At 71.5% G+C, this 18,530-nt stretch carries 17 protein-coding genes and 2 tRNA genes; 5 read left to right on the top strand and 14 right to left on the bottom strand.

Annotated elements, in window-relative coordinates:
• The first annotated feature begins 41 nt into the window (after window positions 1-41).
• From cofC to B0I33_RS10375, 3 genes are all read left to right on the top strand, one after another.
• Window positions 42-668, top strand: a complete 627-nt coding sequence (gene cofC, locus B0I33_RS10385) for a 2-phospho-L-lactate guanylyltransferase (protein ID WP_106178861.1) — start codon at window positions 42-44, stop codon at window positions 666-668.
• 64 nt (window positions 669-732) lie between these two features.
• Window positions 733-2,958: an RNA degradosome polyphosphate kinase gene (locus B0I33_RS10380; RefSeq protein ID WP_425440465.1), complete on the top strand. Its 2,226-nt coding sequence runs from the start codon at window positions 733-735 to the stop codon at window positions 2,956-2,958.
• Between the two features lie 5 nt (window positions 2,959-2,963).
• Entirely contained in the window at window positions 2,964-3,923 is a 960-nt protein-coding gene (locus B0I33_RS10375; protein ID WP_245900581.1) for an NUDIX hydrolase, read from the top strand.
• Between the two features lie 143 nt (window positions 3,924-4,066).
• Here the strand turns inward: B0I33_RS10375 and B0I33_RS10370 are convergent, their stop codons facing one another.
• The 3 genes from B0I33_RS10370 to leuC form a co-directional block, all read right to left on the bottom strand.
• Window positions 4,067-4,720: an HU family DNA-binding protein gene (locus tag B0I33_RS10370; RefSeq protein WP_106178404.1), complete on the bottom strand. Its 654-nt coding sequence runs from the start codon at window positions 4,718-4,720 to the stop codon at window positions 4,067-4,069.
• Between the two features lie 230 nt (window positions 4,721-4,950).
• Window positions 4,951-5,550: a 3-isopropylmalate dehydratase small subunit gene (gene leuD / locus B0I33_RS10365; protein ID WP_106178403.1), complete on the bottom strand. Its 600-nt coding sequence runs from the start codon at window positions 5,548-5,550 to the stop codon at window positions 4,951-4,953.
• 19 nt (window positions 5,551-5,569) lie between these two features.
• The gene (gene leuC / locus B0I33_RS10360) at window positions 5,570-6,985 is read right to left on the bottom strand and encodes a 3-isopropylmalate dehydratase large subunit (RefSeq protein WP_106178402.1); all 1,416 of its coding nucleotides are present in this window, start codon (window positions 6,983-6,985) and stop codon (window positions 5,570-5,572) included.
• 102 nt (window positions 6,986-7,087) lie between these two features.
• On the opposite strand from leuC, the gene B0I33_RS10355 reads away from it, so the two are divergent.
• Complete coding sequence (locus tag B0I33_RS10355; RefSeq protein WP_106178401.1) at window positions 7,088-7,807, top strand: IclR family transcriptional regulator; 720 nt, start codon at window positions 7,088-7,090, stop codon at window positions 7,805-7,807.
• A 197-nt stretch (window positions 7,808-8,004) separates the two neighbouring features.
• Here B0I33_RS10355 and B0I33_RS10350 read toward each other — a convergent pair.
• From B0I33_RS10350 to gltX, 4 genes are all read right to left on the bottom strand, one after another.
• Window positions 8,005-8,077: transfer RNA gene (locus tag B0I33_RS10350), tRNA-Glu, on the bottom strand.
• 51 nt (window positions 8,078-8,128) lie between these two features.
• Window positions 8,129-8,200 (bottom strand) — tRNA-Gln (locus B0I33_RS10345).
• A 94-nt stretch (window positions 8,201-8,294) separates the two neighbouring features.
• Window positions 8,295-9,017 carry an HAD family hydrolase gene (locus tag B0I33_RS10340; protein ID WP_245900579.1) on the bottom strand — a complete coding sequence of 241 codons (723 nt, stop codon included), beginning with the start codon at window positions 9,015-9,017 and terminating at the stop codon, window positions 8,295-8,297.
• Window positions 9,018-9,163: 146 nt separating this feature from the next.
• On the bottom strand, window positions 9,164-10,654 hold the full coding sequence (gene gltX / locus B0I33_RS10335) for a glutamate--tRNA ligase (RefSeq protein WP_106178399.1): 1,491 nt from the start codon (window positions 10,652-10,654) through the stop codon (window positions 9,164-9,166).
• An 89-nt stretch (window positions 10,655-10,743) separates the two neighbouring features.
• Between gltX and B0I33_RS10330 the strand changes: the two genes are divergently transcribed.
• Window positions 10,744-11,991 (top strand): FAD-dependent oxidoreductase, encoded by a 1,248-nt coding sequence (locus B0I33_RS10330; protein ID WP_106178398.1) that lies wholly within the window; start codon window positions 10,744-10,746, stop codon window positions 11,989-11,991.
• Window positions 11,992-12,001: 10 nt separating this feature from the next.
• Here the strand turns inward: B0I33_RS10330 and B0I33_RS10325 are convergent, their stop codons facing one another.
• From B0I33_RS10325 to B0I33_RS10295, 7 genes are all read right to left on the bottom strand, one after another.
• Complete coding sequence (locus B0I33_RS10325; protein WP_106178397.1) at window positions 12,002-12,772, bottom strand: fumarylacetoacetate hydrolase family protein; 771 nt, start codon at window positions 12,770-12,772, stop codon at window positions 12,002-12,004.
• 10 nt (window positions 12,773-12,782) lie between these two features.
• Entirely contained in the window at window positions 12,783-14,399 is a 1,617-nt protein-coding gene (cimA, locus tag B0I33_RS10320; protein ID WP_106178396.1) for a citramalate synthase, read from the bottom strand.
• Between the two features lie 306 nt (window positions 14,400-14,705).
• Window positions 14,706-14,969 (bottom strand): hypothetical protein, encoded by a 264-nt coding sequence (locus B0I33_RS10315; RefSeq protein WP_106178395.1) that lies wholly within the window; start codon window positions 14,967-14,969, stop codon window positions 14,706-14,708.
• A gap of 107 nt (window positions 14,970-15,076) precedes the next feature.
• Window positions 15,077-16,120, bottom strand: a complete 1,044-nt coding sequence (locus B0I33_RS10310; RefSeq protein ID WP_106178394.1) for a 3-isopropylmalate dehydrogenase — start codon at window positions 16,118-16,120, stop codon at window positions 15,077-15,079.
• 356 nt (window positions 16,121-16,476) lie between these two features.
• Window positions 16,477-16,827 carry a hypothetical protein gene (locus B0I33_RS10305; RefSeq protein WP_245900577.1) on the bottom strand — a complete coding sequence of 117 codons (351 nt, stop codon included), beginning with the start codon at window positions 16,825-16,827 and terminating at the stop codon, window positions 16,477-16,479.
• A gap of 74 nt (window positions 16,828-16,901) precedes the next feature.
• Complete coding sequence (locus B0I33_RS10300) at window positions 16,902-18,077, bottom strand: DUF6973 domain-containing protein (protein WP_106178393.1); 1,176 nt, start codon at window positions 18,075-18,077, stop codon at window positions 16,902-16,904.
• Between the two features lie 5 nt (window positions 18,078-18,082).
• Entirely contained in the window at window positions 18,083-18,364 is a 282-nt protein-coding gene (locus B0I33_RS10295; RefSeq protein WP_106178392.1) for a type VII secretion target, read from the bottom strand.
• Window positions 18,365-18,530 lie beyond the last annotated feature (166 nt).

The following is an 18,530-nucleotide window of genomic DNA, read 5'->3' as shown; positions in this document are numbered from 1 at the left end:
ATGATGGGGGCGTGGCAGCACACGTGGACCTGATCGTCCCGATGAAACCCCCGCGCTCCGGCAAGTCGCGGCTGCGGGCCGCGCTCGGCTGCCCGCCGGGCACCGGGGGGCACGCCGACCTGGTCCGCGCGCTGGCCGCCGACACGCTGCGGGCGGCGACGGCCGCCGCCGGCGTGCGGCGCGTGGTCGTGGTGGCGACCGATCCCGGCGCCCTGGCGGAGCTGCGCGACACCGGCGCCGAGGTGATCGGCGAGTGCGGCGCGCGCGACCTCAACGCCGCCCTGCGCGTCGGTGAGCGGTTTCTGCGTTCCGCCGACCCCGGCGGCGTGGTGGGCGCGCTGCAGGCCGACCTGCCCGCGCTGCGGCCCGAGGAGCTCGCGGCGGCCGTGGCGGAGGCCTCGGGCCGCAGGGCGTTCGCCGCCGACCGGCACGGGACCGGCACCACCCTGCTGCTGTCCGCACCGGGAGGGCCGCTCGATCCCCGCTTCGGCGCGGGCTCCGCGCGCGCCCACACCGAGTCGGGGGCGGCGCCGCTGCTGCTGCCCGCGCCGTCGCTGCGCGGGGACGTCGACACGCCCGGCGACCTCGAACACGCGCGGCTGCTCGGGCTCGGCGAGCGGACGGCGGCGGTGCTCGCGCTGCGGGAAGCCTCCTGTGCTCCCCGCTAGGTTGCTCACCGAGGCGTTGCGCTGGATACACGCGACCCTTGCCTTCGTGGGGAACAATGCAGGTGTGAGCAACGACGAGAGCCAACCGGCTGCCCCACGGCCACCCGAGCACCCGCGGCGGACCGTGACCACCGCCCCGCCGCCCGGCGTCGCGGACCCCGACGGGCGGATCCGCGAGGTGCGGGCGGTGCCGTCGGCGCCGCCCGCGGCCACGGGGGCGCAGCCGCTCGCCGACACGCTGCCCGACGACCGCTACTTCAACCGGGAGCTCTCCTGGCAGGACTTCAACGCCCGCGTGCTCGCCCTGGCCGAGGACGAGTCCCAGCCGCTGCTCGAGCGGGCGAAGTTCCTCGCGATCTTCGCTTCCAATTTGGACGAGTTCTACATGGTCCGGGTCGCGGGCCTGAAGCGCCGCGACGAGACCGGGCTGTCCGTGCGCAGCGCCGACGGGCTCACCCCCCGGGAACAGCTCACCTACATCGCCAAGCGCAACCAGGACCTGGTCGAGCGGCACACGGCGGCCTTCGAGGAGCGGGTCCGGCCCGCGCTGGCGGCCGAGGGCATCCGGATCGTGTCCTGGTCCGATCTGGACGCCTCCGACCGGCTGCGGCTGTCCCGCTACTTCAGCGACCAGATCTTCCCGGTGCTCACCCCGCTCGCGGTGGACCCGGCGCACCCGTTCCCGTACATCTCGGGGCTCTCGCTGAACCTCGCGGTGACGGTGCGGGACCCCGAGGGCGGCACCGAGCGCTTCGCCAGGGTCAAGGTGCCCAACAACGTGCCGCGGCTCATCCGCGTCGAGGAGCGCAGGGACAGCACGGCGGCGACGTTCCTGCCGCTGGAGGAGCTCATCGCGGCACACCTGGACGAACTGTTCAGCGGCGTCGAGGTGATCGAGCACCACGTGTTCCGCGTCACGCGCAACGCCGACTTCGAGGTCGAGGAGGACCGCGACGAGGACCTGCTGCAGGCGCTGGAGCGGGAACTCGCGCAGCGGCGGTTCGGCCCGCCGGTGCGGCTGGAGGTCGCGCAGGACATGAGCGAGCACGTGCTGGAGCTGCTGCTGCGGGAGCTGGAGGTCGATCCCGGCGACGTGGTGGAGGTTCCCGGACTGCTCGACCTGACGTGCCTGCACCAGCTCGCCGCGGTGGACCGGAAGGAGCTCAAGGACCGCCCTTTCGTGCCGGCCACGCATCCCGCCTTCGGTGAGCGGGAGACGCCGAAGAGCGTCTTCGCCACCCTGCGCGAGGGCGACGTGCTGGTGCACCACCCCTACGACTCGTTCTCCACGAGCGTGCAGCGCTTCATCGAGCAGGCCGCGGCCGACGACAAGGTGCTGGCGATCAAGCAGACGCTGTACCGCACCTCGGGCGACTCGCCGATCGTCGACGCGCTCATCGACGCGGCCGAGGCGGGCAAGCAGGTCGTGGCGCTGGTGGAGATCAAGGCCCGCTTCGACGAGCAGGCCAACATCACGTGGGCACGCACACTGGAACGGTCGGGTGTGCACGTCGTGTACGGGCTCGTGGGCCTCAAGACGCACTGCAAGGTGGCGATGGTGGTGCGGCAGGAGGGCGCCACGATCCGGCGCTACTGCCACATCGGCACCGGCAACTACAACCCGAAGACCGCCCGGTTGTACGAGGACATGGGGTTGCTGACGGCCGACCCGGAGATCGGCGCGGACCTCACCGACCTGTTCAACGTGCTCACCGGATACTCGCGGCAGGAGCACTACCGCAACGTGCTCACGTCACCGAACGGGATCCGGCGCGGCATCCTGCAGCGGATCGCCGAGGAGATCGCCCTCGCCGAGTCCGGCGCCGCCGCGGGCGTGCGCATCAAGTGCAACTCGCTCGTCGACGAGCAGATCATCGACCAGCTCTACCGGGCGTCCCAGGCGGGTGTGCCGGTGGAGATCGTGGTGCGCGGCATCTGCTCGCTGAAGCCCGGCGTGCCGGGGCTCTCCGACAACATCTCCGTGCGCTCGATCCTCGGACGGTTCCTGGAGCACTCCCGGGTGTTCCACTTCCGGGGCGCGGGCGAGTACTGGATCGGCAGCGCCGACATGATGCACCGCAACCTGGACCGCCGGATCGAGGCGATGGTCCGGGTCAAGGACCGCAGGCTCGCCGCCCAACTCGGCGACGTGCTCGACTCCGCGCTGGACCCGGTGACGCGCTGCTGGGTGCTCACCTCGGTCGGCGAATGGATCCCGTCGCCCGCGGACGGTTCCCAGGTCCGCGACCACCAGGTGGAGCTTCTCCGCAAGCACGGGGCGACCGGGTGACGCACGTGGCCGAACAGCGAGTCGCGGTCCGGGCGGCGGGCGCGGTCCTGTGGCGGCCGGGCGACGGGAGCGACGTCGAGGTCGCCGTCGTGCACCGGCCCCGTTACGGCGACTGGTCGCTGCCGAAGGGAAAGCTCGATCCGGGCGAAACCGCCCCCGTGGCCGCCGTCCGGGAACTGCGGGAGGAAACCGGCTACGACTCCGTCCTCGGCCGTTTCCTCCAACGGATCGAATACGACGTTTCCGGCCGCCGCGGGCGGGTACGGAAAGCCGTCGACTTCTTCAGCGCCGAGGCGTGTGCGGGACGTTTCGAACCGAACGAGGAGGTCGACGAGCTGCGCTGGCTGCCGCCCTCGGAGGCGGAGACGGTGCTGAGCTATTCCGGTGACGTCGCCGTGTTGCGCGAGTTCTGCGCGGTGCCCGCCCGGCTCACCACGCTGCTGCTGGTGCGGCACGCGAAGGCGGGCAAGCGCGAGGAGTGGACGGGCGACGACGACCTGCGCCCGCTGTCGGAGGCGGGTTTCCGGCAGGCGGACGCGCTGCGGCTGCTGGTGCGGGCGTTCCGCCCGGACCGGGTGCTGTCCGCACCGCGGCTGCGGTGCGTGCAGACGGTGCAGGGCGTCGCCGAGGACCTCGGGGTGGAGGTCGGCCACGAACCGCTGCTGTCGGAGGAGGGCTACTGGGCCGATCCCGTGCTCGGGACGGCGCGGCTGCTCGCGATCGTCGCGGACGGCGGCACGCCGGTGGTGTGCAGTCAGGGCGGTGTCATCCCGGACGTGGTGGGCACGCTGGCCGACCGGGACGGCGTCGAGCTGAGCGCCGTCAAGCACGGCACGGTGGCGAGCAAGAAGGGCTCGCTGTGGTTGCTGTCGTTCGCCGATCCCGCCGACGGCACGGGTCCGCGGCTGGTGGACGCCGACTACTTCGCGAGCCCGCTGCCCTCTCCGGTGCCCGCCGAGCGCTGACGGGCGGCACCGCCGCGGCCGGGGATCCGGCGGGCTCGTGGTGGTCCCGGATGCGGCAGGGCCCCGCGCCGTCCGGCGCGGGGCCCTGCCGAGAAGTCGCTGAAACCGGACGATCCGGGGATCTCCGGCCCGTTCCCGGGTCGCTACTTCTTCTTCTTGGCCGCGGCGGTGGTCTTCTTCGCCGTCGACTTCGGCGCAGCCTTGGTCGTGGACTTCGCCGCGGTCTTCGGGGCCGCCTTGGCGGTCGTCGACTTCTTCGCGGTGGTGCTCTTGGCCGCGGTCTTCGGAGCAGCCTTGGTGGTGCTCTTCGTGGCCGTGGACCGAGAAGCGGGCTTCGTCGCCGTGCTGCGCGACGACGCCGTGCCGCGAGCCGTGGTCGTGGCCCTGGTCCGCGAGGTCGTGCTCCGCGTGGCGGAAGGCCTGCTGGCGGCCGTCCGCGTGGACGTGCTGCGGCTGGTGGTACCGGAGGAGGTCCGCGACGTGGCCGTGGCCCGCTTCGCGGTCGCCTTCGGCAGCTTCTTCGCGCCGCTCACCACGTCCTTGAAGGTGGTGCCGGCACGGAAGGCCGGGACGTTGGTCTTCTTCACGCGCACGGTCTCACCCGTGCGCGGGTTCCTCGCGGTACGGGCCGCACGGGCGCGCTTCTCGAACACCCCGAAGCCGGTGATGTTCACCTTCTCGCCCTTGTTGACCGTACGGATGATGATGTCGACGAGGTTGTCGACAGCCTGGGACGCGACCTTCTTGTCGCCCAGACGCTCGGAAAGCGCCTCGATCAGCTGGGCCTTGTTGGCCATTCCAGTCCTCCATGAAGAACTACGTGTTGCACGGCCACACCGGCCGACTTGCGCACACGGTATTACCAATGCAGCACAAATTCCAAACGGCACGCGGATTTCTTCCTTATCGGGTGGGGGCTTCCGCCCCCCGAGGTACCCGTTCGGGGCCGTTCCGCGTGCCGTCTGGCGTGGTTTCGCCGGCCGTCGGCCGAGGCCGGATTCCCTTCTGAGCAGGGAATCCGTGTCCGCTACGTCGTCTGCGGGGTCGTCACGGGCTTCCAGGAGGGCCGCCGAGCCTCGAACGCGTCGATGTCGTCGGCGTGTCGCAGGGTGAGAGCGATGTCATCCAGTCCCTCGAGCAGCCGCCAGCGGGTGTAGTCGTCGATCGAGAAGCCCGCGGTGAAGTCCTTGGCTCGTACCGTCTTCGTCTCGAGGTCCACGGTGACCTCCGTGCCGGGCTCGTTCTCGAGCAGCTTCCACAGCAGCTCGACGTCGGCCTGCTCGCACTGGGCGGCCACCAGGCCCTGCTTGCCGGCGTTGCCCCGGAAGATGTCGGCGAAGCGGGACGAGATGACGACCCGGAAGCCGTAGTTCATCAGGGCCCAGACGGCGTGCTCCCGGGACGAGCCGGTGCCGAAGTCGGGTCCCGCGACGAGGACGCTGCCCTGCCGGTAGGGCTGCTGGTTGAGGACGAAGTGCTCGTCGGAGCGCCAGGCGGCGAACAGGCCGTCCTCGAAGCCGGTCCGGCTGACGCGCTTCAGGTAGACGGCCGGGATGATCTGGTCAGTGTCCACGTTGGACCTGCGCAGGGGCACCCCGACGCCGGTGTGCTTGGTGAACGGCTCCATGGTGGGTCTACCTCCGGGGTCAGTCCAGGTCTTCGGGCGAGGAGAGGGTGCCGCGCACGGCGGTGGCGGCGGCCACGAGCGGCGAGACGAGGTGGGTCCGGCCGCCCTTGCCCTGCCTGCCCTCGAAGTTGCGGTTCGAGGTCGACGCGCTGCGCTCCCCCGGCTTGAGCTGGTCGGGGTTCATGCCGAGGCACATGGAGCAGCCCGCCTGGCGCCACTCGGCACCGGCCTCGGTGAAGACCTCGTGCAGGCCCTCGGCCTCGGCGGCCTGGCGCACGCGCATCGAGCCGGGGACGACGAGCATGCGGACGCCGTCGGCCACCCTGCGCCCGCGCAGCACCTCGGCGGCGGCCCTCAGGTCCTCGATCCGGCCGTTGGTGCAGGAGCCGAGGAAGACGGTGTCCACCGCGATCTCCCGCAGCGGGGTGCCCGGTTCAAGATCCATATAGGACAGGGCCTTCTCGGCGGCGAAGCGCTCGGTCTCGTCGGCGATCCGCTCCGGGTCGGGCACCGACTCCGCGAGCGGAAGCCCCTGGCCGGGGTTGGTGCCCCAGGTCACGAAGGGGGTCAGCGTGCCGGCGTCGAGGTGCACCTCGGCGTCGAACTCGGCGTCGGCGTCGGTGCGCAGCTCCCGCCACGCGGCCACCGCGGCGTCCCAGTCCGCGCCCTGGGGGGCGTGCGGGCGGTCCTTCAGGTAGGCGAACGTGGTCTCGTCGGGGGCGATCATGCCCGCCCTGGCGCCCGCCTCGATCGACATGTTGCAGATCGTCATCCGGGCTTCCATCGACAGCGACTCGATGGCGCTGCCGCGGTACTCCAGCACGTAGCCCTGGCCGCCGCCGGTGCCGATCTTCGCGATGACGGCGAGGATGATGTCCTTCGCCGTGACCCCCGGCCGCAGCCGGCCATCCACGTTGATCGCCATGGTCTTGAACGGCCGCAGCGGCAGCGTCTGCGTGGCGAGCACGTGCTCGACCTCCGACGTGCCGATGCCGAACGCCATGGCGCCGAACGCGCCGTGCGTGGACGTGTGACTGTCCCCGCAGACGACGGTCATCCCGGGCTGCGTCAGGCCCAGCTGCGGGCCGATGACGTGCACGATGCCCTGCTCGGCGTCGCCCATGGGGTGCAGCCGGATGCCGAACTCCTTGCAGTTGCGGCGAAGGGTGTCGACCTGGGTGCGCGAGACCGGGTCGGCGATGGGCAGCTCGATGTCCACTGTCGGGACGTTGTGGTCCTCGGTCGCGATGGTCAGGTCGGGCCGCCGGACGGGCCTGCCGGCCAGGCGCAGGCCGTCGAACGCCTGCGGGCTGGTGACCTCGTGCACGAGGTGCAGGTCGATGTAGAGCAGGTCGGGCTCGGCTCCTTCGCCGCGGCGCACGGTGTGCTCGTCCCACACCTTCTCCGCCAGCGTGCGGCCCCGCGTCGTTGTCATCAGGGCTCCTCCTACGAGGTTGGTCGGGCACGAGCGGGACAGGGGGAACACGCTCGTCCCAAGATCTGGACTTCCCAAACTGCGGGAATATAGTATCGCTTCGTGGGACAGGATAGCCCTAACAACCAGCACAGCGGTATCGGAGTCCTGGACAAGGCCGTAGCCGTGTTGCACGCCGTCGCGGAGGAGCCGTGCGGGCTCGCCGAACTGTGCTCACGCACCGGACTGCCCAGGGCGACGGCGCACCGGCTCGCCGTGGGCCTCGAGGTGCACCGCATGCTGCGCCGCGGGGCCGACGGCCGCTGGCGCCCGGGGTCCGCGCTGGCCGAGCTCGCCGGCGGCACGGCCGATCCACTGCTGGACGCGGCGGCGACCGTGCTGCCCAAGTTGCGGGACATCACGGGCGAGAGCGTCCAGTTGTACCGCAGGGACGGCGTGCAGCGGGTGTGCGTGGCGACGGCGGAACCGCCGAGCGGGCTCCGGGACACCGTTCCGGTGGGGGCGCGGTTGCCGATGACGGCGGGTTCGGGCGCGAAGGTGCTCGCCGCGTGGTCGGACCCGCACACGCAGCGGGCGATCCTCGCCGAGGCGGTGTTCGGGGAGCGGACGTTGCTGGAGGTGCGCAGGCGGGGCTGGGCGCAGAGCGTGGCGGAGCGCGAGCCGGGAGTGGCCAGTGTGTCCGCTCCGGTGCGGGACTCGGCGGGTGCGGTGGTGGCGGCCGTGTCGGTGTCGGGGCCGGTGGAGCGGATCGGCCGCAAGCCGGGCGCCCGCTGGGCGGCGGACCTGCTGGCGGCGGCGGAGGCCCTGCAGGAGCGCGTCTGACGGTCGTGCGTGACCAACGTGGCGCGAACCACGTTTCCCGCTCACGACCACCCCGCACCGGCCCCCGTGCACATCGGCGACCTACGGGGGTCCAGGGGGCTTGCCCCCGGCGGGGGTGTGGGGGTTCGACCCCCACAAGACACAAAACGAAAGGCCCTGTCTGCGCTTTCCGCAGACAGGGCCTTCCACCTTTCGCGTACCCCCGATGGGATTCGAACCCACGCTACCGGCGTGAGAGGCCGGCGTCCTAGGCCGCTAGACGACGGGGGCTTGTCCTTGTTGCTGAAGAGAACTTACCAGACCCGGTTTTCCTCTTCGCAGCTGGGGTACCAGGACTCGAACCTAGACTAACTGAACCAGAATCAGTCGTGCTGCCAATTACACCATACCCCAAGGAGCGCTGAGCCGGAGCGTTGTCCTGCTCAGCACCACCGGGAAGAAATACTAGACCACCGCAGGGAACGCCCCGCACCGGGGGTTGGCGCGGTCAGCGCGGCAGCGGCACCCCCACCCGGGCGAACTCGCAAACGAGCAGCTCAGGAAGCTCGGCCAGCCCGCAGACGACGTGCACGCCCGCGGGGACGTCTTTCGCGGCTCCGCCGCGGTTGAGCCAGACCCCGCCGAGCCCGGCATCCCGCGCCCCGACGGCGTCGGTCTCCAGCTTGTCCCCCACGTGCACGGCTTCCGCCGGTTCGCAGCCGACTTCGACGCACACCGAGTGGAACATCACCGGATCGGGTTTCGCGACGCCGACCTCCCCGGCGATCGCGACGTGGTCGAAGAAACCGAGCAGGCCGAGGTTCGCGAGCTTCTCCCGCTGGTGCGCGCCCGAGGCGTTGGTCACAGCGGCGAGCCGGACACCGGCGGCGGCGAGCCACTCCAGACACGGCAGGACGTCGTCGAACAGCCGCCAGGATCGCCGCAACATCTCCTTCCGGCGCGCTTCGAACTGGAGGACGTCGGTCGCGTCGACGAGGGCGCCGAGTTCGGCGAGGAACGCCTGCGACCGCCGGACGTGCATCTCGCCGTAGTCGAGTTCCCCGGCCACGACCCTGGCGACGTGCTCGTCGGTGATGCGCTCCCACAGCGGCCACAGGTCGATCCTGCCGATCAGCGCCGCGAGCGATCTTCGCCCCGCGGCGGAGAAATCGATCAGCGTGTCATCGATGTCCAGGCAGACCAGCCGGAGTTCCGGGGGGACCCACGGCACGGCATGATCCAGCCCGGGGGCGGTTTGCGGTGCTGTCGGGGAGGCAAGCGCAAAATCCACCCCGCGAGGCTAGGGCACTTTCGCCGATACCGACTCGGCTGACGAGGTGATAAGTCGTGCTCTGTTTCGGTTTAGGACCTCTACGCTCAGTTGCCCGGCAGCGCGCGACGCAGCCGACCGAGCGACTTCTCTCGCCCGAGCAGTTCCATCGATTCGTACAACGGTGGTGAAACCGTGCGGCCGGTAACGGCGACGCGGACCGGAGCGAATGCCTTACGGGGCTTCAGTCCGAGCCCTTCCACGAGCGCGTCCTTGAGCGCCTGCTCGATCGCGGAGGCCTCCCAGGAGGGCAGCGTCTCGAGCGCGGCGAGCGCGGCCCGCAGCACCGGCTCGGCATCCGGCCCGAGCGCCTTCGCGGCGGCGGCCTCCTCCGGCGCGAAGGAGTCCTCGTCGGCGAACAGGAAGCGGACCATGTCCGTGGCGTCGGACAGGACGGTCACGCGCTCCTGCACCAGCGGGGCGATGGCGCGCAGCGTGGCCAGCCGCTGCTCGCCGGGCTCGGCCGGGAGCACGCCCGCGGCGCTGAGGTAGGGCACCACGCGCCGGGCGAAGTCGTCCGGCGCCAGTGCGCGGACGTGGGTGCCGTTGATGGCCTCGGCCTTCTTCACGTCGAACCGGGCCGGGTTCGCGCTCACCTTGGTGATCTCGAAGGCCTCGACGAGCTCGGAGACGGTGAAGATGTCCCGGTCATCCGCGATCGACCAGCCCAGCAGCGCGAGGTAGTTGAGCAGACCCTCGGGGATGAAGCCGCGGTCACGGTAGTGGAACAGGTTGGACGTGGGATCCCGTTTGGACAGCTTCTTGTTGCCCTCGCCCAGCACGTACGGCAGGTGACCGAACTCGGGCATGACGTCGGCGACGCCCACCCGCAGCAGGGCGCCGTAGAGCGCGATCTGCCGGGGTGTGGACGGCAGCAGGTCCTCGCCCCGCAACACGTGCGTGATGCGCATGAGCGCGTCGTCGACGGGGTTGGTGAGGGTGTACAGCGGCTGGCCGTTGGCCCGCACCAGCACCGGGTCCGGGATCGTGCCCGCCTTGAACGTGATCTCGCCGCGAACCAGGTCGTGCCAGGTGATGTCCTCGTCGGGCATGCGCAGGCGCAGCACCGGCGAGCGGCCCTCGGCCCGGAAGGCGGCCTTCTGCTCCTCGGTGAGGTCGCGGTCGTAGTTGTCGTAGCCGAGCTTGGTGTCCTGCCCCGCGGCGCGGCGGCGCTGTTCGACCTCCTCGTTGGTCGAGAAGGCCTCGTACACCTCGCCCGCCGCCAGCAGCCTGGCCGCGACGTCGGAGTAGATCTCCCCGCGCCCGCTCTGCCGGTACGGCCCGAACTCACCGCCGACCTCGGGCCCCTCGTCCCAGTCCAGACCCAGCCAGCGGAGCGCGTCGAGCAGCGCCTCGTAGGACTCCTCGGTGTCCCTCGCCGCGTCGGTGTCCTCGATCCGGAACACGAGGCTGCCCCCGTGGTGGCGGGCGAACGCCCAGTTGAACAGGGCCGTGCGGATCAGGCCGACGTGCGGGGTCCCGGTCGGCGAGGGGCAGAAGCGAGCACGCACCGGCTTGGTCTGAGTCGTCTGAGTCATAGCTCGTTCAGCCTATCTCGCTTGACGGGACGCCCCGGCGAGTGCATCGTGGAGTTATTCAACATATGATGAATAAGGGGTGAGCGACGATGACCGAGCGCACGACCTGCGCCGTGATCGGGGGTGGACCCGCCGGGATGGTGCTGGGGCTCCTGCTGGCCCGCGCCGGGGTCGAGGTGACCGTGCTGGAGAAGCACAGCGACTTCCTGCGCGACTTCCGCGGCGACACCGTGCACCCGTCCACGATGCAGCTGCTCGACGAACTGGGCCTCGGCGAGCGGTTCGCGCGGCTGCCGCAGAGCAGGCTGGAGGAGATCGCGTTCCCGGTGTCCGAGTCCGAGCGCGTGGTGGTCGGGGACCTGCGGCGGCTCCGCCGGGTCGGGGTGCGTCACCCCTACATCGCGATGGTCCCGCAGTGGGACCTGCTCGACCTGCTCGCGGACGCCGCCGCGGAGGAGCCCACCTTCACCCTGCGGATGAACACGGAGGCCACCGGGCTGATCCGGGAGGGCGGCCGCGTCCGCGGCGTGCGTTACCGCACCGCGGACGGGGCGACCGGCGAGCTGCGGGCGGAGCTGACCGTGGCGTGCGACGGCAGGCACTCGATGGCCCGCGCGCAGGCGGACCTGCGGCCGAAGGAGTTCCCGGTGTCGTTCGACGCGTGGTGGTTCCGGCTGCCCCGCCGGTCCGACGAGCAGGCGTCCGCGCTCACCCCGGGGATGCGTGCGGGCCGGTTCGGGATCGTCATCCCGCGCGAGGGGTACTTCCAGATCGCCTACATCGCGAAGAAGGGCCTCGACCCCCGGCTGCGGGCGCGCGGCATCGCCCGGTTCCGGGAGGACGTCGCGGCGATGCTCCCGTGGCTCGCCGACCGGACCGGCTCGCTGGAGTCCATGGACGACGTCAAGCACCTCGACGTCCGGCTGAACCGGCTCCCTCGCTGGCACGTCGGCGGCCTGCTCTGCCTCGGCGACGCGGCGCACGCGATGTCGCCGGTCGGCGGGGTCGGCATCAACCTCGCCGTGCAGGACGCGGTCGCCGCCGCGACGCTGCTGGCCGGGCCGCTCCGGCGCGGCGCCGTGCGCGACCGTGACCTCGCGCGGATCCGCACCCGCAGGCTGCTCCCGACCGCGCTCGTCCAGCTGCTGCAGCGGCTGCTGCACCGCATGGTGGTGACGCCGGTCGTCACCGGGTCGCGGCCCGGCCCGCCGAAGCCGTTCATCGGGCTGATGCGGCGGTTCCCGCGGGCCGCGTTCGTCCCCGCCTACCTCATCGGGGTCGGGGTGCGGCCCGAGCACGCGCCGCGGTTCGCGCGGCGCGCCCCCGCCCGGGACTGATGCCCGCGGGTTAGGCCTTCACCACCGGGTTGGTGAGCGTGCCGATGCCCTCGATGGTGATGGAGACCTGCTGCCCTTCCTGGATCGGCCCCACGCCCTCGGGCGTACCGGTGAGGATCACGTCGCCGGGCAGCAGGGTCATCACCGCCGAGACGAACTCCACCAGCTGCGGGACCTTGTGCACGAGCGCGGACGTGCGGGCGTCCTGCCTGACCTGTCCGTCCACCTCCGACCGGATCGCCAGGTCGGCCGGGTCCACGGCGGTCTCGATCCACGGCCCCAGCGGGCAGAACGTGTCGAACCCCTTGGCCCTGCCCCACTGCCCGTCCGACTTCTGCAGGTCGCGGGCGCTGACGTCGTTGGCGACGGTGTAGCCGAGCACGGCGGCGCTCGCCTTGGCGGCGGGCACGTTCTTCACCGGCTGGCCGATCACGACGGCCAGCTCCCCCTCGAAGTCCACTCGGGACGACGCGGGCGGCAGCTTGATCGCCGCGTTCGGTCCGACGATGCTCGTGTTCGGCTTGAGGAACAGCATCGGCTCCGCCGGGACCTCGTTGCCGAACTCCGCCGCGTGGGAGGCGTAGTTCCGGCCGACCGCGATCACCTTCGTCGGCAGGATCGGCGCGAGCAGCCGGACGTCCGCGAGCGGCCATCGCCGCCCGGTGTAGTTGGGCTGGCCGAACGGGTGTTCGGCGATTTCCAGGACCTCTGCGGTGTCACCCTCGCCGTCGATCGAGGCGAAGGCGACACCGTCGGGATGAGCGATTCGAGCCAGACGCACGGGGGCGATCCTACCGTGCGGCCACCCGCAGGCTCTTGTGCACGAGGGCGTCACACAGGGCGAGCCAGCTCGCCTCCACGATGTTGGCGTGCACGCCGACGGTCGTCCACTCGCGCTCGCCGTCGCTGGACTCGACGAGCACCCGCGTCACCGCGTCGGTGCCCGGATGCCCGGCGAGGATGCGCACCTTGTAGTCGGACAGCTCCACGGTGTCCAACCAGGACAGGTGCGGGACGAGCGCCTTGCGCAGCGCGGCGTCCAGTGCGTTGACCGGGCCGTTGCCCTCGGCGGTGGCGATCACCCGCTCGCCACCGACGTGGACCTTCACCGTGGCCTCGGAGATCACCTCGCCGTCGGCGCGGTGGTCGAGCACCACCCGGTACGACTCGAGCGTGAACGGCGGCTCCGCGGGCTCGCCCGGACCGGCGACCTCCTTGCGCAGCAGGAGTTCCAGTGAGGCGTCGGCGGCCTCGAACGACCAGCCGTCCGCCTCCAGGCTCTTGACCTTGCTCACCGCGCTGGTGAGCGCATCAGGCCGGCTGGCAAGGTCCACCCCGAGCTCACGTCCCTTGAGTTCGAGGCTCGCCCTGCCAGCCATCTCCGTGACCAGCACCCGCATGTCATTGCCGACCAAGGCCGGATCGATGTGGTTGTACAACAACGGATCCACCTTGATCGCGCTCGCGTGCAGCCCCGCCTTGTGGGCGAAGGCCGAGGCCCCGACGTAGGCCTGGTGGGTGTCGGGGGCGATGTTCGCGATCTCGGCAAGGGCATGGGAGACGCGGGAGAGCTCCGCGGCGCCTCCGGTCGGGAGGACGTCCATGCCGAGCTTGGCCACGAGATTCCCCGTCACGGCGAACAGGTCGGCGTTGCCCGCCCGCTCGCCGTAACCGTTGGCGGTGCACTGCACGTGCGTGGCACCCGCCTGCACGGCGGCGATGGTGTTGGCCACGGCGCAGGACGTGTCGTCCTGGCAGTGGATGCCCAGCCGCAGGCCCGTGCGGTCGGCCACCTCGCGCACGGTGTCGGCGAGCTGCAGCGGCAGCTGCCCGCCGTTGGTGTCGCAGAGCACCACCACGTCGGCTCCGCCCCGGCCCGCGGCGTCCAGCACCTTCAGCGCCGTGCCGGGGTCGTGGGCGTAGCCGTCGAAGAAGTGCTCCGCGTCCAGGAAGACCCGCCTGCCCGCACCGACGAGGAAGGACACCGTGTCCTCCACCATCGCGCACGCCTCGTCGACGTCCACGCGCAGCGCCCGCTCGATGTGCCGCACGTCCGACTTGGCGACGAGCGTGACGACCGGGGCCTGCGCGTCGAGCAGCGCGCGGACCTGCGGGTCCTCGGCGGCCTTCACCCCCGGCCTGCGGGTGGAGCCGAAGGCCACCAGCACCGCGTGCTTGAGCGGCAGTTCGGCGGCGGCGCGGGCGAAGAACTCGGTGTCCTTGGGCATCGCGCCGGGCCAGCCGCCCTCGATGAAGCCGACCCCGAGCTCGTCGAGCAGGCGGGCGACGGCGAGCTTGTCGGCGACCGAGTACGAGATCCCCTCGCGCTGGGCCCCGTCGCGCAGGGTCGTGTCGTAGAGGTGGAAGTCGTCGCCGAGCGGGGTGCCGGCCGGTTCCGTGCGGGTCACGGGTTCTCTCCTCGGGGCGGGTGCGGTGCTCGTCCTGACAAACAAAAAGACCCCCCGCGGGTGCGAGAGGTCTGCGCGCCGGGTGCTTGGGGAAGCACTTACCCGGCGCGCTGGCGGATAATGATGGCGTGCGTCGTGGCCATGGACGCATCATGCCACAACGCCACGCCGGGCCCAACCCGTGGGCACCCATCCCGCATCGTGGACACCCGTTCGTGCCGCGCCGTCCCGCACGCACCTGATGTGGCTTTCGGTGCGTTCAGCGCACCGAAAGCCACATCGGGTGCGTCGGCGCGGCGCCGGCGCTCACTCCGGTGGGTGTTCCCGTTCGGCGCGGGCGCCGGCGCCGGTCTCCCCGGCGTAGCCGAGGTCCTCGCCCGCGGCGCGGCCGACGAACGTCTCCGTCTCGCCGGGGCCCGTGGTGGACGGGTTGTCGGCGCGCTCGTCGTCCGGCCTGCCGCCGGTCGGGCGGGCCTTCGCGACGCCGGGATCGGTGGCGGCGTCGGCCTCGGGCGCGCTCGACGACCTCGGCTCACGGCGTTCCAGCAGATTGCGCAGCCAGTTCCACATGGCGGACCCCCTCGGGGTGCGAAGCCTCCGGCTCTCCAGACTTCCCCGCATCCACCCCGTACACACATCGTCCCCAAGGCCACCTTGGGGGACAGACGGGAAAACCCTCAGCTGGCCTGGCGGGGCGCGTTCGAGGAGACGAGCGCGGCCAGCCGGTCGCCAATGGCCTGGGTCGTACCCGGCGACGACTGGTCGCGGGTGGCCAGGTCGAAGGCCACGGACGCCTCGATGCGGCGCCCTGCCTCCTGCTCGCCGACGTGGTCCAGCAGCAGCGCCACCGACAGCACCGCCGCGGTCGGGTCGGCGAGGTTCTGGCCCGCGATGTCCGGCGCGCTGCCGTGCACCGGCTCGAACATGCTCGGGTTGCGCCGGGTGATGTCCAGGTTGCCGCTGGCGGCGAGGCCGATGCCGCCGGTCACCGCGGCCGCGAGGTCGGTGATGATGTCGCCGAACAGGTTGTCGGTCACGATCACGTCGAACCGCGAAGGGTCGGTGACCATGTGGATGGTCGCGGCGTCGACGTGCGAGTAGTTGACCGTCACGTCGGGGTGTTCCAGCGAGACCTCCTCGACGATGCGCGACCACAGCGAGCCGGCGTGTTCGAGGACGTTGGTCTTGTGCACGAGGGTGAGGTGCTTGCGGGGGCGCCGCTCGGCGCGCTGGAACGCGTCGGCGACGACCCGGCGGATGCCAAACGCGGTGTTGACGCTGACCTCGGTGGCGATCTCGTGCTCGGTGTCCTTGCGCAGCAGCCCGCCGTTGCCCGCGTACGGCCCCTCGGTGCCCTCGCGGACGACGAGCATGTCGACGTCGCCCGGCTCGGCCAGCGGGCCGCGCACGCCCGGGTACAGCCGCGCGGGCCGCAGGTTCACGTGGTGGTCCAGTTCGAACCGCAGGCGCAGCAGCAGGCCGCGCTCCAGGATGCCGCTCGGCACGGTCGGGTCGCCGACGGCGCCGAGCAGGATGGCGTCGTGTTGCCGGAGCTCGCCGAGTACCGACTCGGGAAGCAGCTCGCCGGTCGCGTGCCAGCGCGCGGCGCCGAGGTCGTAGTTGGTGATCTCCGCGCCCGGAACGACCTCACCCAGCACCTTGAGCGCCTCGGTGACCACCTCGGGCCCGATCCCGTCGCCTGGGATCACAGCGAGCCGCATCCATACACCTCCGTCGATCGGGGACCGGACCCCGGATGCCCCACTTGCGGTCAAACTCCAGCTTCGGCAGGTTACCGGCAGTCGATAATCCGCCGAAGCACTACCACCCTTATGCCGGAGTGGCGGCCCCTCCGTGCCACCCGATAGTGGCACAGCGCTACCCACATGTTGATCTTGGGGGGCCTGCCGCTGCACCCCCAGCCGCAGTGAATGGCACATCGCCTGCGTTCAGCGCAGGCGATGTGCCATTCACTGCCGCTCCCCTCCCCCGGAGCGCTGGGCCCCTGCCGCGCCGCCATGGCCACCTTGGCTGCGCCCGTCGCGACCAAGGTGGCCTTGGGGGCAACGGGTCAGGGTCAGGGCTCGACGAGCCGCAGCGCGGCGGGCCTGCGTTCGCCCTGCGGTTCCAGGCGGACGTCCCGGCTCCACCGCGCCTGGCCGCCGGTGACCAGGAGGTCGGGCAGCACGGAGACCGCGGCGGTCACCGCACCGTCCCGTTCGAACACCAGGAGGTTGCCCGCCTCGTAGTAGAAGTCGCTGCTCAGCACGGGACTGCCGACCGCGCGCTCGACCCGCTCGGCGGACACCCCCTCGCTGAACACGTAGACGGCGTCCCACGGACGCTCGGTGAGGTCCGCCAGCGTGGCCGTCCCGCCTTGCTCGCTGAGCTCCCGCAGCCGCTTCTGCAGTCCCTCGTCGTGTTCCACGTCCACTCCTCCCGCGCCGCACCCAGCGCACACGATGAGCAGGAGCCCGATCACCAGTAACCGCACGATTCCCCTCAACTGCCCGCCGGGCCGCTGCCGGAGTCGTAGTCACCGCTCTCGTTCCCCGACCCGGTGCTGCCCGCGTCGGAGTCCGGCTCGCCACCCGGCCGTTCCGGCGCCGGATCGTCCGCTCTGCCGGTCTCTCCCCCGGCGACGTCGTCGCTGTAGGCGAGCTCGCCGTTCCCGTCGATCACGACCATCTTCCCGTCGCGCACGGCCTGTGCCACCAGATCCGCCAGCTCGTCCGGGCTCGCGTCCGGGTGCTCGGTGGCGATCTTGCGGCCGACCTCGTTGTTGTAGAGGTCCATGGCCTCCCGGTCGGCCGGATTGCCGGGCAGGCGCTCGTGGGCCGTGCCGTACCGCTCGGTCCAGTCCGCACCGAACCGCTGGGTCATCAGCGCGTTCCAGTAGGCGTGCCGGAACGCGTCCTGGTGACTGTCGTTGGAGTCCTGGCCCGGAAACCGCTCCTCCGCCGTCCCGAACGCGTTGTCCCGGATGTCGTACATGTCCTTCATACCGGCCAGCCCGATGTCGTCGAGGAGCTCGGCCTCCGACTTCGTCACGGTCACCCCGATGATCGGCGGGTAGGTCACCGTGCCGTCCGGGTCGGGGCTCACCTGGTACTCGGCGAGGATCCGGCCGAGCTCGACGCGTTCCCCGCCCGCCTCGGCGGCGTCGGCCAGCGTCGTGGCGCCGCCGTCGGTGATCCTGCCGGCCAGGACGTCGGCCATGATCCCGGCCAGTTCGTCGTCCACCTCCCCGGCCGTGCGCAGCACCGCGGCGATCCGCTCGTCCAGCTCGTCCCGGACCATGGTCCTGAGTAACCGGTCGGCCGGGTCTCCGGCGGCCCGGTCCACGACCTTCCCGTCCTCGATCCCGAACCGGTACTTGGCGGCCAGCGCCTCGGTCTCGTCCACGTCCCGTCTGAGCTGCCGGACCGCCGACTCGACGGAGTCGACGGCCGTCACCACCGCGGCGACCTCCGCCACCAGTTCCTCGAGGTCCTGCCTGCGGTCGCGCAACTCGTCCCGGGCCGCGTCGGCGCTCGGGCCGGTCCACTTCTCCGGCGTCGCGGCGTCCTCGATCTCGTCCTGCAGGCCCACGATCGCCGTGCGCGCCCGCACCAGGCCGTCACCGGCCCCGGCGACGGCACCGGCATCCCACCGGCTCACGTCGTTCCAGCTCACCATCCGGCTCACCCACCCAGGTCGCCGGCGGCTCCGCGATCACCCGCGTCGTAGGCATCCGCCGCGGCGACCAGCTTCTCGCCGTAGTCGTCCATACCGCCGGCCCAGGTCGAGGCCTGCCGCTCCCAGTGGGCACCGAGCTTTTCCGCCTGGGCCGCCGACTTCGCTCCCGGCAGCGCGCCTGCCAGGTCCGCCACGACGGTCAGCTCGACCCCGCGCAGCCGCTGCGCCGCGTCCGCCGCCGATCCGGCGGCGTCGCGCAGCGACCGCGGTTCCACCTCGAACCCCACATCGACCCCCAGGACACCGGTGCACCGAGGGTAGCAACGCGGCCCACCCGCTGTCCCCGATTCCTGCCGGCGAACGACACCGCGGCTCCGGACGCAGTGAAGGCCACCCTGACTGCGCCCAACGCAGTCAAGGTGGCCCTCACTGCTCGCCGTGGAAGGTTGGGGG

This window comes from Prauserella shujinwangii (genome assembly GCF_003001955.1).
GTDB classification, from domain to species: Bacteria; Actinomycetota; Actinomycetes; order Mycobacteriales; family Pseudonocardiaceae; genus Qaidamihabitans; species Qaidamihabitans shujinwangii.
This window is presented reverse-complemented; position numbering and strand designations above follow the sequence as displayed.

Bases quoted from the DNA above. Each gene is read 5' to 3' on its own strand.
- B0I33_RS10330 (WP_106178398.1), top strand. From the start codon at position 10,744: ATGACCGAGCGCACGACCTGCGCCGTGATCGGGGGTGGACCCGCCGGG.
- gltX (WP_106178399.1), bottom strand. From the start codon at position 10,654: ATGACTCAGACGACTCAGACCAAGCCGGTGCGTGCTCGCTTCTGCCCC.
- cofC (WP_106178861.1), top strand. From the start codon at position 42: ATGAAACCCCCGCGCTCCGGCAAGTCGCGGCTGCGGGCCGCGCTCGGC.
- leuD (WP_106178403.1), bottom strand. From the start codon at position 5,550: ATGGAGCCGTTCACCAAGCACACCGGCGTCGGGGTGCCCCTGCGCAGG.
- B0I33_RS10315 (WP_106178395.1), bottom strand. From the start codon at position 14,969: ATGTGGAACTGGCTGCGCAATCTGCTGGAACGCCGTGAGCCGAGGTCG.
- B0I33_RS10370 (WP_106178404.1), bottom strand. From the start codon at position 4,720: ATGGCCAACAAGGCCCAGCTGATCGAGGCGCTTTCCGAGCGTCTGGGC.
- leuC (WP_106178402.1), bottom strand. From the start codon at position 6,985: ATGACAACGACGCGGGGCCGCACGCTGGCGGAGAAGGTGTGGGACGAG.
- B0I33_RS10310 (WP_106178394.1), bottom strand. From the start codon at position 16,120: ATGCGGCTCGCTGTGATCCCAGGCGACGGGATCGGGCCCGAGGTGGTC.
- B0I33_RS10300 (WP_106178393.1), bottom strand. From the start codon at position 18,077: ATGGTGAGCTGGAACGACGTGAGCCGGTGGGATGCCGGTGCCGTCGCC.